12 protein-coding genes are annotated in these 13096 nt (G+C 72.0%); 6 read left to right on the top strand and 6 right to left on the bottom strand.

Annotation, left to right across the window (positions count from 1 at the left end; translation table 11 throughout):
• Positions 1-184: hypothetical protein (locus PV350_RS37835; RefSeq protein ID WP_500337995.1), on the bottom strand; the 184-nt coding region annotated here is incomplete at its 3' end.
• Between the two features lie 109 nt (positions 185-293).
• Here PV350_RS37835 and PV350_RS37830 point away from each other — a divergent pair.
• Complete coding sequence (locus PV350_RS37830; protein WP_500331946.1) at positions 294-428, top strand: SPW_0924 family protein; 135 nt, start codon at positions 294-296, stop codon at positions 426-428.
• 12 nt (positions 429-440) lie between these two features.
• Positions 441-1499, top strand: coding sequence for a cell envelope lipid trafficking protein PgfA (gene pgfA / locus PV350_RS37825; protein WP_500337993.1), 1059 nt, complete (start codon positions 441-443; stop codon positions 1497-1499).
• Here the strand turns inward: pgfA and pyk are convergent.
• Together pyk and PV350_RS37815 are read right to left on the bottom strand one after the other, a co-directional pair.
• On the bottom strand, positions 1408-2847 hold the full coding sequence (pyk, locus tag PV350_RS37820) for a pyruvate kinase (RefSeq protein WP_499511280.1): 1440 nt from the start codon (positions 2845-2847) through the stop codon (positions 1408-1410). The genes pgfA and pyk overlap by 92 nt on opposite strands.
• Positions 2848-2986: 139 nt before the next feature.
• Positions 2987-3691, bottom strand: a complete 705-nt coding sequence (locus PV350_RS37815; RefSeq protein ID WP_499511281.1) for an SIMPL domain-containing protein — start codon at positions 3689-3691, stop codon at positions 2987-2989.
• A gap of 174 nt (positions 3692-3865) precedes the next feature.
• Here PV350_RS37815 and PV350_RS37810 point away from each other — a divergent pair, with 174 nt between their 5' ends.
• The gene (locus PV350_RS37810; RefSeq protein WP_499511282.1) at positions 3866-5695 is read left to right on the top strand and encodes a bifunctional metallophosphatase/5'-nucleotidase; all 1830 of its coding nucleotides are present in this window, start codon (positions 3866-3868) and stop codon (positions 5693-5695) included.
• 128 nt (positions 5696-5823) lie between these two features.
• Here the strand turns inward: PV350_RS37810 and PV350_RS37805 are convergent, their stop codons facing one another.
• A complete protein-coding gene (locus tag PV350_RS37805) occupies positions 5824-6711 on the bottom strand; it encodes a LysR family transcriptional regulator (protein ID WP_499511283.1) in 888 nt (295 codons plus the stop codon).
• 91 nt (positions 6712-6802) lie between these two features.
• Between PV350_RS37805 and PV350_RS37800 the strand changes: the two genes are divergently transcribed.
• From PV350_RS37800 to PV350_RS37790, 3 genes are read left to right on the top strand one after another with little or no spacing between them, the layout of a single operon-like run.
• Positions 6803-7525 carry a succinate dehydrogenase cytochrome b subunit gene (locus PV350_RS37800; protein WP_499511284.1) on the top strand — a complete coding sequence of 241 codons (723 nt, stop codon included), beginning with the start codon at positions 6803-6805 and terminating at the stop codon, positions 7523-7525.
• Positions 7526-7527: 2 nt separating this feature from the next.
• Positions 7528-9462 carry a fumarate reductase/succinate dehydrogenase flavoprotein subunit gene (locus PV350_RS37795; protein WP_499511285.1) on the top strand — a complete coding sequence of 645 codons (1935 nt, stop codon included), beginning with the start codon at positions 7528-7530 and terminating at the stop codon, positions 9460-9462.
• A complete protein-coding gene (locus tag PV350_RS37790; protein ID WP_499511286.1) occupies positions 9459-10217 on the top strand; it encodes a succinate dehydrogenase/fumarate reductase iron-sulfur subunit in 759 nt (252 codons plus the stop codon). Before PV350_RS37795 ends, PV350_RS37790 begins: the two co-directional genes overlap by 4 nt.
• Here PV350_RS37790 and PV350_RS37785 read toward each other — a convergent pair.
• Both PV350_RS37785 and PV350_RS37780 read right to left on the bottom strand, forming a co-directional pair.
• Positions 10159-11592, bottom strand: coding sequence for a lysine N(6)-hydroxylase/L-ornithine N(5)-oxygenase family protein (locus PV350_RS37785; protein WP_500337992.1), 1434 nt, complete (start codon positions 11590-11592; stop codon positions 10159-10161). The genes PV350_RS37790 and PV350_RS37785 overlap by 59 nt on opposite strands.
• Complete coding sequence (locus tag PV350_RS37780) at positions 11589-12986, bottom strand: pyridoxal phosphate-dependent decarboxylase family protein (RefSeq protein ID WP_500337991.1); 1398 nt, start codon at positions 12984-12986, stop codon at positions 11589-11591. The genes PV350_RS37785 and PV350_RS37780 overlap by 4 nt, the downstream gene beginning before the upstream one ends.
• Between the last annotated feature and the right edge of the window lie 110 nt (positions 12987-13096).

Below are 13096 nucleotides of genomic sequence, written 5' to 3'. Positions count from 1 at the left end.
GGGCGAGGTCGTCGGCGAGGGGCTGCCCGACGGACCCGCCGACCTGCCCGACGGACTCCGCGTCGCCCACGGCGACCCCCACCGACACGGCCTCCCCGTCGCCGTCCGGTTCGCCCGACCCCTGTGCGACGGCCTCCCCCGGCGACAGCCCGTCGCCGACGGCGACGGAGACGGAGGGCGCCACCGCCTCCGGCCCGACCAACTGACGCCGTAGAACCTGTTCTCATTTCAACTCCCGGTTGCTACGGTTCACCGGCCCAGCCGACGTAGCCGTACGACCGGGAGGTACGGCCATGCGCGCAGTCATCGCCGCGGCCATCGGACTCGTCGCCGCGCTCGGGATCGTCCTCCTCGTGACCGCGGTCGGTCCGCCGGACGGCAGCACGTCCCCCGAGCCGCTGCTCACCACCGTCCCCGCGCACCCGTAGGAGGGCGGTCCCATGCGCCGCAGGTCAAGCCTGGTCCTCCTCTCCCTCGCGGTGTTCTTCGCCGCGCTGTCACCGCTGGTGCGCTGGTACGCCTTCCCCCGGCTGGCGAAGATCCCGGCCGGCCAGTACCAGGCGGTCGTCCTGGAGGCGCGGGACGCCACGCTGCTCGACTACGGGACGATGCGGCCGAAGAAGGTCGCGAAGGTCAGCATCGTGCAGACCCTGAAGGGCAACGTGGAGGAGGCGCATCGGATCGACCGGCTCACCGGCCGGGACGTGGTCGTGTGGGACGGGCTGGCCTACGTGGTGGGCCCGGACGGCGCGATGGTCTCCCAGGTCCCCGAGCGGTACGTCTTCGACGCGCACACGCAGGAGCCCGTCCACGCCGGGGGCGAGAGCGTCGACGGCGATGCCGTCGAACGCCGGGGCGTCGAGTTCAAGTTCCCCTTCCTCACCGAGAAGCGGGACTACTACTACTTCGACGCGCAGGCGCGGAGCTCGGCGCCCATCCACTACCGGGGCACGCGGCAGTTCCGCGGCCTGGAGGTCTACTACTTCGAGCAGACCGTGCCCTGGACCGAGGTCCCGCTGCCCAAGAAGATGCCGGTCGAGGGCGTCACCCCGCAGACCGTCGCGGCGATGGGCATGGAGCGCTGGTACACCACGAAGCGCATGTTCTGGGTGGACCCCGTCACCGGGGCCCCGGTCAACGGGGAGGAGGTCCACCGGGAGGAGATGCGCTTCACCGACGGGAAGCAGCAGCCGATCACCGCGTTCGCCGGGCACGTGAAGATGCGCGAGGACTACGTGCGGCACACCGTCGCCCTGGTGACGTCCCAGCGGCAGGTGGTGCTGGTGATGACCTCCTACCTGCCGTGGGGCTCGCTCCTGCTGGGCGCCGCGCTGCTGTCGCTCGCGCTCGTCCTGGAGGCGCGCGGCCGCCGCCCGGCAGCGGGCGGCGTCGGCGCCGTCGGCGGCCTCAGCGGGGCGAAGGGGAGTCGTCCTGGCCGATGTGGTGCACGCGCACGAGGTTGGTGGTCCCCGAAACGCCGGGCGGCGAGCCCGCCGTGATGACGACGACGTCGCCCTCCTGGCAGCGGCCGATGCGCAGCAGCTGCTCGTCGACCTGCTCGACCATCTCGTCGGTCGTCTGCACCATCGGCCCGAGGAAGGTCTCCACGCCCCAGGTGAGGCTGAGCTGCGAGCGGGTGGCCGGCTCGGGGCTGAAGGCGAGCACGGGGATGGGCGAGCGGTAGCGGGAGAGCCGCCGGGCGGTGTCGCCGGACTGGGTGAAGGCCACCAGGTACTTGGCGTCGAGGAAGTCGCCCATCTCCGCGGCCGCGCGCGCGACGGCGCCGCCCTGGGTGCGGGGCTTGTTCTGCTCGGTCAGCGGCGGCAGGCCGGCCGCGAGCATGTCCTCCTCGGCGGCGGCGACGATCCGGCCCATGGTCCTGACCGTTTCGACGGGGTGCTTGCCGACGCTGGTCTCGCCGGAGAGCATGACCGCGTCGGCGCCGTCCATGACGGCGTTGGCGACGTCCGAGGCCTCGGCTCGGGTGGGACGCGAGGAGGCGATCATCGACTCCAGCATCTGCGTCGCGACGATCACCGGCTTGGCGTTGCGCCGGGCCAGGGCGACCGCGCGCTTCTGCACCATGGGCACGGCCTCCAGCGGCATCTCCACGCCGAGGTCGCCGCGGGCCACCATGATCCCGTCGAAGGCGGCGACGATCTCCTCGAGGTTGTCGACCGCCTGCGGCTTCTCGATCTTGGCGATGACGGGTACCCGGCGGTCCTCCTCGCGCATGATGCGCAGCACGTCCTCGGCGTCGCGGCCGCTGCGGACGAAGGACAGCGCGATGATGTCGGCACCGGTGCGCAGCGCCCAGCGCAGGTCCTCGACGTCCTTCTCGGACAGGGCGGGCACGGAGACGGCGACACCGGGCAGGTTGAGCCCCTTGTTGTCGGAGATCAGACCGCCCTCGATGCACAGGGTGCGGACCCGGGTGCCCTCGACGCCGGTGACCTCCAGGGTGACGCGGCCGTCGTCGACGAGGATCCGCTCACCACGCGTGACGTCGGCGGCCAGGCCCTTGTACGTGGTGCCGCAGATCAGCCGGTCGCCCTCGATCTCCTCGGTGGTGATCGTGAACTCGTCACCGCGTTCAAGCAGTACGGGGCCCTCCGCGAAGCGTCCCAGCCGGATCTTCGGGCCTTGAAGGTCCGCGAGGATCCCGACGCTGCGGCCGCTCTCGTCGGCGGCCTTGCGCACGCGCCGGTAACGCTCCTCGTGATCGGCGTGGCAACCATGGCTCATGTTCAGGCGGGCGACGTCCATACCGGCTTCGACCAGGGCCTTGATCTGGTCGTAGGCGTCGGTGGCGGGCCCGAGGGTGCAGACGATTTTTGCTCGGCGCATGGACCGAGCCTATGACCTACTTCACAGTAGGTACCTCGTGGAAGGCGACTGTCCAACGTCAGCCTGATTAACGGTTGTTGACAAGTGGTGAAGTGAGCTGGGGCCCGCTCCGATGAGCACACCGCCGGTGGGGCGGGGCTCAGGCCGACAGGTCGGGCGCCGTCATGGTGAAGTGCGCGGTGACCTGCGCGTACACGTTCTGTCGCTCCGGCTCCATGTCAAGGGCCTGGGCCGTGTCCTCGGCGCCGCCTGGTGCCGCGAAGGCGGCGGTCCGCATCGCAGGACGGGCCCGGAAGGGCGCCGACTGCTGCACCCCCTCGTCGGCCAGCTCGACCAGGGCGACCAGCCGGGCGCCGAGCGCCTCCGCGTACTCGCGGGCACGCTGCACCGCGTCGCGCACGGCCTGCCGGCGGGCCTCGCTGTAGGCCGGGGAGTCGGGCCGCAGCGACCACCAGGGGCCGTCGACACGGGTGAGCTCCAGATCGGCCAGCCGGGTGGTGAGCTCCCCCAGAGCGGTGAAGTCGGTGAGGGTGGCCCCCACGCGCACGCTGCCGTGGTACGCCCGTACGCGCTCGCCGCGGCCCCGCTCCCGCAGCTCGGGGGTGATCACGAAGGCCCCGGTCTCCAGCTTCTCAACGGCGTCGGTGTAGCCCTTGACGAGGTCGAGCACCTGCGCGTTGCGCCGGCTGAGGTCGTCCAGCGTGGCACGGCGGTCGGTGCCGCGGGCGCTGACGGTGACGGCGATCCGGGCGAGCTCGGGCTCGACCTCGAGGGTCGCCTCGCCCCGCACCCCCACGTGCGGGGTCTCGGGCGTCGGGTACGTCCTGGCCGGTTCTGTGCTCATGCGTCCCACCTTGCCAGGCCGGTACCGCCGTGACGAGTCATCTGTTCGCAACCTGGCGGGGGTGTTGCCCGGAGCACCCGTGCGCCAGAATCTACGCGCGTTAACACCACCAGCAGACCATCATCCCGCCCCCGGCGACCGCCGGAGGCGCCCCCGGACACCAGGAGCCGACGCATGCCGCTGAACCGCAGGGACTTCCTCAACCGCTCCGCCGTCACCGGCGCGGGCCTCGCGCTGGCCGGCACGGCGGGCGCCCTGGCCGGCGCGGCTCCGGCCCAGGCCACGGACCGCCACGGGCACGGGAACGGTCACGGTCACGGGCCGAAGAAGTACTCCTTCAGCGTCCTCGGCACCACCGACCTGCACGGCAACGTCTTCAACTGGGACTACTTCACGGACACGGAGTACGACGACAAGGCGCACAACGACGTCGGCCTCGCCAAGATCTCCACCCTGGTCACGCAGCAGCGCGCGGCCAAGGGCCGCCGCAACACCCTGCTGATCGACGCGGGCGACACCATCCAGGGCACCCAGCTGTCGTACTACTACGCCAGGATCGACCCGATCACCGCCAAGCACGGTCCGGTGCACCCGATGGCGCAGGCCATGAACGCCATCGGCTACGACGCCGCGGCGCTGGGGAACCACGAGTTCAACTACGGCATCCCGGTGCTGCGCAAGTTCGAGGAACAGTGCGACTTCCCGCTGCTCGGCGCCAACGCGCTCGACGCGCGCACGGGCCGGCCGGCCTTCGCGCCGTACTCCTTCCACCGGCTGCGCGTGGACGGCGCCCCGGACGTGAAGGTGGCGGTCCTGGGCCTGACCAACCCCGGCATCGCGATCTGGGACAAGGCCAACGTGCAGGGCAAGATGACCTTCCCGGGCCTGGAGGAGCAGGCCGCGAAGTACGTGCCGCGGCTGCGTGCGATGGGCGCCGACGTGGTCGTCGTCTCGGCCCACAGCGGCTCCTCCGGCACCTCCTCCTACGGTGACCAGCTGCCGTACGTCGAGAACGCGGCGGCGCTGGTCGCCGAGCAGGTGCCGGGCATCGACGCGATCCTGGTCGGCCACGCCCACTCCGAGATCCCCGAGTACGTGGTGGCCAACCAGCAGACCGGTCAGGGCGTGGTGCTCTCCGAGCCGCTGAAGTGGGGCCAGCGCCTGACCGTCTTCGACTTCGACCTGGAGCTGGTCCGGGGGAAGTGGGAGGTCGTCACCGTCGGCGCGTCCGTCCTCAACTCCAACACGGTCGAGGAGGACCCGCGGATCGTCCGGCTGCTCTCGGACGAGCACAAGGAGGTCGTGGGTTACGTCAACCAGGTGATCGGCACGTCGGCCGCGGCGATGTCGGCGCAGGAGTCCCCCTACAAGGACACGCCGATCATCGACTTCATCAACTTCGTCCAGGCCGAGACGGTCAAGGCGGCGCTCGCCGGGACCGAGCACGCTTCCCTGCCGGTGCTGTCGCAGGCCGCGTGCTTCTCGCGCACGGCCTCCATCCCGGCGGGCCAGGTCACCATCCGCGACGTCGCCGGGCTGTACGTCTTCGAGAACACCCTGGAGGCCCGGATCCTGACCGGTGCCCAGGTCAAGGCGTACATCGAGTTCTCCGCGAACTACTTCGTGCAGACGGCGCCCGACGCGCCCGTCGACGTCGCGAAGCTGACGAACGCGAACGGCACGCCCGACTACAACTACGACGTGGTCAGCGGCGTCACCTACGACGTCGACATCTCCCGCCCGGCCGGTTCGCGGGTGTCGAACGTGCTCTTCCAGGGTGCGCCGATCGACGAGTCGGCCCGCTTCGTGCTGGCCGTCAACAACTACCGCGCCAACGGCGGCGGCAACTTCCCCGCGGTCGCCGCGGCGCAGCAGGTGTGGGCGAACTCCGAGGAGATCCGGAACACCATCATCGCCTGGGTGCAGGCGAACGGCTCCATCGACCCGGCGCGGTTCGGCTCGCAGGACTGGAAGCTGACCCGCGGCGGCGTCCCGGTCTTCTAGTTCCTCGATCGTTCCTCCGCTCGTTCTTCCGAGCGGTCCCGGTACACCGGAGGGCATGTGCGGGCTGTGCACATGCCCTCCGGGCGTTCCGCCGTGGCCGTGCGCCGAGGACGCCGGCACCCCCGGCCTCAGGCCGGTACGTGTTCCAGGAGCACGCGGCGCAGTTCCCGGGCGGCGCGCGGGGGCTCGGCGTCCTTGCGGTGCGCCAGGGCGACCGTGCGCTGCAGCCCGGGGGCCTCGAAGGGCGTCGTACGCAGCCTGGGCCGGCGTCCGGCGACCATGCTGGGCACGACCGCGGGGCCGAGTCCCGCCTCCACGAAGCCCAGCACGGCGTCCATCTCGCCGCCCTCGATCGCGAAGCGCGGTTCGAAACCCGCCGCCCGGCACGCGGCGACGGTGAGGTCCCGCAGGTCGTAGCCGCTGCGGAACATGACCAGCGGCCGGTCCCTGAGGTCGGCGACCCGCAGGGTGGGCCCCGCGGAGGGCGGCGGCGCGTCGGTGGCGGTCACCACCACCAGGTCCTCGTGGAGCAGCGGCGTGGCGTCCAGGGCGGGGTCGTGGCTCTGCAGCGGCAGCACGATCAGGGCGAGGTCGAGGCTGCCGGAGGCGAGCTCGCGCACCAGGTCGCGTGAGCCGCCCTCCTCGACGACCAGCCGGATGCCGGGGTAGCGGTCGTGGAAGTCGCGCAGCACGTCCGGCAGCAGGCCGGTGGCGAGGCTGGGGGTCGCGCCGAGGCGCACCCGGCCGCGGCGCAGGTGCACCAGCTCCTGGACCTCCTGGGTGGCGGTCTCGGTGTCGGCGATGATGCGACGCGCCAGCGGCAGCAGGGCCTGCCCTGCGTCGGTCAGCGCGATGTTGCCGCGGGCGCGGCTGAACAGGTCCGCGCCCAGCTCCCGCTCCAGGGCCTTGATCTGCTGCGACAGCGAGGGCTGCGCGACGTGGACGCGTTCGGCGGCGCGGGTGAAGTGCAGGGTGTCGGCGACCGCCAGGAAGTACACGAGCTGCTGCAGCTGCATATCGGCACGATAACGCGATAGGTGTCACCTATCGAAACGAGCCGCAACATGTCTTGGACCTTTCGTGGCAGGCAGACCTAGCGTCGGGCGCATGGCTTTGGCGACGACGAGGACGAGGGCGACGGGTACGGGCCGCCGCCCGTCGCTCCTACGGGCACTGTGGGGCTCGACCGTGGGCAAGAAGGCGGTCATGGCCGGGACCGGCGTGATCATGCTGCTCTTCCTGGTCGCGCACATGCTGGGCAACCTGAAGATCTTCTTCGGTCCCGAGGAGTTCAACGGGTACGCGGCGTGGCTGCGCACCATCGGTGAGCCCGCCCTGCACAACAGCTGGTACCTGTACATCCAGCGCACCGGCCTGGTGGTCGCGGTGGTGCTGCACGGCGTCGCCGCCTACCAGCTCAGCAAGCGCGACATCAAGGCACGCCCGGCGAAGTACGAGCACAAGCGGCAGCGGACGAGCTACGCGACCCGGACGATGCGCTGGGGCGGGGTGATCCTGGGCCTCTACATCGTCTGGCACATCCTGGACCTGACCACGCTCACCGTGAACCCGCTGGGCAAGGAGCACCACCCCTACGAGAACATCGTGGCCGATTTCCGGATCTGGTGGGTGGACGTCGTCTACATCGTCGCGATGCTCGCCCTCGGCCTGCACATCAGGCACGGCTTCTGGAGCGCCGCGCAGACCCTGGGGGCGGTGAACAAGCGCCGCGACCGCGCGCTGAAGATCACGGCGAACGTGCTGGCGGCGGCGCTGACCGCCGGCTTCCTCGTCGTACCCGTCTCCGTGATGACCGGATTGGTGGACTGACCGTGGAGTACCGACTGGGCGAGCCGATCGCCGACACCAAAGCGCCGGACGTGCCGATCGCGGAGCGCTGGGACCGCCGCAGGTTCGAGGCGAAGCTGGTCAACCCCGCCAACCGCCGCAAGCACACCGTGATCGTGGTCGGCACGGGTCTGGCGGGCGGCTCCGCGGGGGCGACGCTGGCCGAACAGGGCTACCACGTCGTGCAGTTCTGCTACCAGGACTCACCGCGCCGGGCGCACTCGATCGCCGCCCAGGGCGGCATCAACGCGGCGAAGAACTACCGCAACGACGGTGACAGCGTGCACCGCCTGTTCTACGACACCGTCAAGGGCGGCGACTTCCGCGCCCGCGAGTCCAACGTGCACCGCCTCGCCGAGGTGTCGGTGCAGATCATCGACCAGTGCGTGGCCCAGGGCGTGCCCTTCGCCCGCGAGTACGGCGGCCTGCTGGACACCCGCTCCTTCGGCGGAGTCCAGGTCTCCCGCACCTTCTACGCCCGCGGCCAGACCGGCCAGCAGCTGCTGCTCGGCGCCTACCAGGCACTGTCCCGGCAGATCGACGCGGGCAACGTGGAACTGCACCCGCGCACCGAGATGCTCGACCTGATCGTGGTGGACGGCAAGGCCCGCGGCATCGTCGCCCGCGACCTGGTGACGGGCGAGGTCTCGACGCACATGGGCGACGCCGTGGTGCTGGCGACCGGCGGCTACGGCAACGTCTTCTACCTGTCGACCAACGCCAAGGGCTCCAACGCCACCGCCATCTGGCGGGCGCACCGGCGCGGCGCGTACTTCGCCAACCCCTGCTTCACGCAGATCCACCCCACCTGCATCCCGCGCTCCGGCGACCACCAGTCCAAGCTCACCCTGATGAGCGAGTCGCTGCGCAACGACGGCCGCATCTGGGTGCCGAAGGCCAAGGGCGACGACCGTCCGCCGCACGAGATCCCCGAGGACGAGCGCGACTACTACCTGGAGCGGATCTACCCCGCCTTCGGCAACCTGGTGCCCCGCGACATCGCCTCCCGCGCCGCCAAGAACGTCTGCGACGAGGGCCGCGGCGTCGGCCCGGGCGGCCAGGGCGTCTACCTGGACTTCGCCGACGCGATCGCCCGCATGGGCCGCGCCAAGGTGGAGGAGAAGTACGGCAACCTCTTCGAGATGTACGAGCGGATCACCGCGGAGGACCCGTACACCCGGCCCATGCGGATCTACCCCGCCGTGCACTACACGATGGGCGGCCTGTGGGTCGACTACGACCTGCAGACCACGGTCCCGGGCCTGTTCGCCATCGGCGAGGCCAACTTCTCCGACCACGGCGCCAACCGGCTCGGCGCCAGCGCCCTGATGCAGGGCCTGGCCGACGGCTACTTCGTGCTCCCGGCCACGATCAACGACTACCTGGCGCGCGGCCCCCACGAGACCGTCACGCCGGACCACCCCGCGGTCGCCGAGGCCGTCGCCGACGTCGAGGACCGGCTGAACCTGCTGCTGTCCGTGGACGGCGACCGCACCCCGGACTCCTTCCACCGCGAGCTCGGCGAGCTCCTGTGGGACGAGTGCGGCATGGCCCGCAACGAGTCGGGGCTGCGCAAGGCGCTGGAGCGGATCCCGGCGCTGCGCGAGGAGTTCTGGCGCCGGGTGAAGGTGCCCGGCAGCGGCGACGACCTCAACCAGTCGCTGGAGAAGGCCAACCGGGTCGCGGACTTCCTGGAGCTGGCCGAGCTGATGTGCCTGGACGCCCTGCACCGCACCGAGTCCTGCGGCGGCCACTTCCGCGAGGAGAGCCAGACCCCGGACGGCGAGGCCCTGCGCGACGACGAGGACTTCTCGTACGCCGCGGCCTGGGAGTTCACCGGCGCCGGCGAGGACCCGGTGCTCCACAAGGAGGCCCTCGACTTCGAGTACGTACACCCCACCCAGCGGAGCTACGCGTGAACCTCACCCTGCGCATCTGGCGCCAGCCGTCCTCCGAGGAGGAGGGCGCCATGGTCACCTACCGTGTCGAGGACATCAGTCCCGACATGTCGTTCCTGGAGATGCTCGACGTCCTCAACGAGGAGCTGATCCTCGCGGGCGACGAGCCCGTCGCCTTCGACCACGACTGCCGGGAGGGCATCTGCGGCGCCTGCGGCATGGTGATCAACGGGCAGGCGCACGGCCCGGAGCGGACCACCACCTGCCAGCTGCACATGCGGCACTTCAAGGACGGCGACACCGTCGACGTCGAGCCGTGGCGGGCCGCCGCCTTCCCGGTGGTCAAGGACCTGGTCGTCGACCGCTCGGCCTTCGACCGGGTGATCCAGGCCGGCGGCTACATCTCCGTGCCGACCGGCAGCGCCCCCGAGGCGCACGCCACGCCCGTCCCGAAGGAGGCCGCCGACTTCGCCTTCGAGCACGCGGAGTGCATCGGCTGCGGCGCGTGCGTGGCGGCCTGCCCCAACGGCTCGGCGATGCTGTTCACCTCGGCCAAGGTCAACCACCTCAACGTGCTGCCCCAGGGGCAGCCCGAGCGCGAGACCCGGGTGCTGGACATGGTCGCCGCCATGGACGACCAGGGCTTCGGCGGCTGCACCAACACCGGGGAGTGCGCGACGGCCTGCCCCAAGGGCATCCCGCTGCCGTCGATCGCCGCTATGAACCGCGAATACCTGCGGGCCTTGCGCAAGGAGAAGTCGCGGTCCAAGGGCTGACCGGGTTGGTGGCCGCGCCGAGCCCGAAGGTCGTGAAGGCCGTACGGGAGGGCAGCGGGTAGGGCTCCTTGCCGGTCACCGCGTTGAGGACGACCGCCGAGCGCCACGCGGCCAGCCCCAGGTCGGGGGCGCCGACGCCGTGGGTGTGGCGCTCGGCGTTCTGCACGTGGACGGCCGCGCCGGTGCTCGCGACCACCGGGTCGAGCTCCAGCCGGTGGCTCCCGTCGATCCGGGGCCGGCCGGCCGCGTCACGGCGGATGTAGGGGTGGATCGGGGCGAGCAGCGCGTCCAGGGAGCGCTCCCGGTAGCCGGTGGCGAGGACGACCGCGTTGGTGATCAGCCGGCTGCGGGTGCCCTGCTGCTCGTGCTCCAGGTGGAGTTCCACGGCTCCCATGCCCATCCGGCCGGCGGTGCGGACCGTCACGCCGGGGGTGAGGACCGCGTCCGGCCAGCCGCCGCCCAGGGTGCGGCGGTACAGCTCGTCGTGGACGGCGCCGATCGTGCCGTGGTCGATGGCCCGGTGCAGCTGCCACTGCCGGGGCAGGAGCTCGTCGCGGACCGGCTCGGACAGCCCGTGGAAGAACCGCGTGTAGTCGGGGGTGAACTGCTCCAGGCCGAGCTTGCTGTACTCCATCGGGGCGAACGAGGGGCTGCGGGCGATCCACGTCAGCCGTTCGCGCCCGGCGGGCCGGGCGCGCAGCAGGTCCAGGAAGACCTCGGCGCCCGACTGCCCGGAGCCGACGACGGTGACGTGTTCGGCGGCCAGCAACCGGTCCCGGTGCTCCAGGTAGTGCGCGGAGTGCACGACGGGGACGGCGGGCGACTCGGCGAGCGGCCGCAGCGGCTCGGGCACGTACGGCGCGCTGCCGACGCCGAGCACCAGGTTGCGGGCGTACGTGCGGCCGAGGGCCTCGGCCTGGCCGTCGGCGTCGAGCTGGGTGTGGTCCACCTCGAAGACGGCGCGCCCGGGGTTCCAGCGGACGGTGTCGACCTGGTGCCCGAAGCGGGTGCTGGGCAGCGACTCGGCGACCCAGCGGCAGTAGGCGTCGTACTCGGTGCGGTGCGCGTGGAAGCGCTCGGCGAAGTAGAAGGGGTAGAGCCGCTCGTGGGTCCTGAGGTAGTTCAGGAAGCTCCACCGGCTCGTGGGGTCGACCAGGCTCACCAGGTCGGCGAGGAAGGGCACCTGGAGGGTGGCGTCGTCGAGCAGCAGCCCGGGGTGCCAGCGGAAGGAGCGCTCCTGCTCGTAGAAGGCGGCGCTGAGGTACGGGACGCCGTCGGCGAGGGCGGCCAGGGACAGGTTGCACGGGCCGATCCCGATGCCGAGCAGGTCGTAGGGCTGGTCCCGGTGGGGGTCGTGGTCGTCGGTGGCGGTCATCGGGGGGTGCTGCCTTCCTGGTGGGTCGCGCATACGAGCGTGAGCAGAGCCTCGAGGTCGGTGGGCGTGGTGGTCGGGTTGAGCAGGGTGGCCTTGAGCCAGAGCCGTCCGTCGGCGCGGGCCCGGCCGAGGACGGCGCGGCCGTCGAGCATGAGCCGGCGGCGGATCGCGGCGACCTCCTCGTCGCCGGCGCCGGTGGGGCGGAACAGCACGGTGCTGACGGCCGGATGGGCCCGCAGGGTCAGTGCGGGATGCCGCTCCACCAGGTCCGCCAGGTACCGGGCGTGGTCGCAGACCGCCTCGACGAGCCCGCCCAGCCCGCGGCGGCCGAGGGCGCGCAGCGTGACGGCGATTTTCAGCACGTCGGGGCGGCGGGAGGTGCGCAGCGAGCGGCCGAGCAGGTCGGGGAAGCCGGCCTCGGTGTCGTCGGCGGCGTTCAGGTAGTCGGCGCGGTGGTCCAGCGGGCGCAGCAGCGCGGCCTCGCGCACCGCGAGCACCCCGGCCGCCACGGGCTGCCAGCCCAGCTTGTGCAGGTCCAGGGTGACGGTGTCGGCCTCCCGCAGCCCGGTGAGCCTCACCGCCTCCCGGTCGCTGAACAGCAGCGACCCGCCGTAGGCGGCGTCCACGTGCAGACGCGCGCCGTACTCCCTCGCGACGCGGGCGAGTTCGGGGAGCGGGTCGATGTCGCCCGAGTCCGTGGTGCCCGCGGTGGCGACCAGCAGGGCCGGCCCCCCGCCCGCGGCGAGCGCGGCCCGCACCCGCTCCGGGTCGAGCACCCCGCCGGGGGTGTCCACGACGACGGGAGCGGGCATCCCGAGCAGCCAGGCGGCCCGCGGGACGCTGTGGTGGCCGTTGGCCCCGGCGACGACCCGCACGCCGCCCGGAACGCCCTGGGCGCTCTCCCGCGCCAGCAGCAAGGCCAGTTGGTTGGACTCCGTGCCGCCGGTCGTGACCAGCGCGTCCGGCGCGGCCGCATCCGGGTGGACCAGACGGGCCAGCGCGTGGGCGACCTCCGCCTCCAGGGCGGTCGCGGCCGGGGCCTGGTCCCAGGAGTCCATCGACGGGTTGAGCGCGCTCGCGGCCAGGTCGGCCGCCACGGCCGCCCCCAGCGGCGGGCAGTGCAGATGGGCGGCGCACAACGGGTCCGCCGGGTCGGCCGCCCCCTCGGCGACAACCCCGACCAGAGCGCGCAGCGCCTCCGCCGCCCCGGTGCCGTCCTCCGGCAGGGCCTCCCCCAGCACCTCCCGTACCCGCCGCGCGACCGCCCCGGGACCACCCGCGGGAAGCGGCCCCTTGCGGGCGGCCGCGCCCGCCGCGAGCGCGCCGAGCACGACCTCGACCAACGGGCGCAGCCGGTCCGGCCCTTCACTGCCTCCGGCGAGATGGGGTGGCATGGTGTCGGCGCCCCTCCGTTGTCGCGGATCACCGGCGCGTGCGCGCTGGGCGACCTGCGTAACGACGCTCCCCCGCCCCGGCCGGCCCCCTCGCCGACCGGCTCGACAAC

The organism is Streptomyces sp. PA03-6a (genome assembly GCF_033792765.1).
In the GTDB taxonomy this organism is placed as follows: domain Bacteria; phylum Actinomycetota; class Actinomycetes; order Streptomycetales; family Streptomycetaceae; genus Actinacidiphila.
Note: the sequence above shows the minus strand (reverse complement) of the source record. Positions and strands in the feature narration are given on the sequence as shown.

Bases quoted from the DNA above. Each gene is read 5' to 3' on its own strand.
- PV350_RS37780 (WP_500337991.1), bottom strand. From the start codon at position 12,986: ATGCCACCCCATCTCGCCGGAGGCAGTGAAGGGCCGGACCGGCTGCGC.
- PV350_RS37830 (WP_500331946.1), top strand. From the start codon at position 294: ATGCGCGCAGTCATCGCCGCGGCCATCGGACTCGTCGCCGCGCTCGGG.
- PV350_RS37810 (WP_499511282.1), top strand. From the start codon at position 3,866: ATGCCGCTGAACCGCAGGGACTTCCTCAACCGCTCCGCCGTCACCGGC.
- PV350_RS37805 (WP_499511283.1), bottom strand. From the start codon at position 6,711: ATGCAGCTGCAGCAGCTCGTGTACTTCCTGGCGGTCGCCGACACCCTG.
- pyk (WP_499511280.1), bottom strand. From the start codon at position 2,847: ATGCGCCGAGCAAAAATCGTCTGCACCCTCGGGCCCGCCACCGACGCC.
- PV350_RS37815 (WP_499511281.1), bottom strand. From the start codon at position 3,691: ATGAGCACAGAACCGGCCAGGACGTACCCGACGCCCGAGACCCCGCAC.
- PV350_RS37785 (WP_500337992.1), bottom strand. From the start codon at position 11,592: ATGACCGCCACCGACGACCACGACCCCCACCGGGACCAGCCCTACGAC.
- PV350_RS37800 (WP_499511284.1), top strand. From the start codon at position 6,803: ATGGCTTTGGCGACGACGAGGACGAGGGCGACGGGTACGGGCCGCCGC.
- pgfA (WP_500337993.1), top strand. From the start codon at position 441: ATGCGCCGCAGGTCAAGCCTGGTCCTCCTCTCCCTCGCGGTGTTCTTC.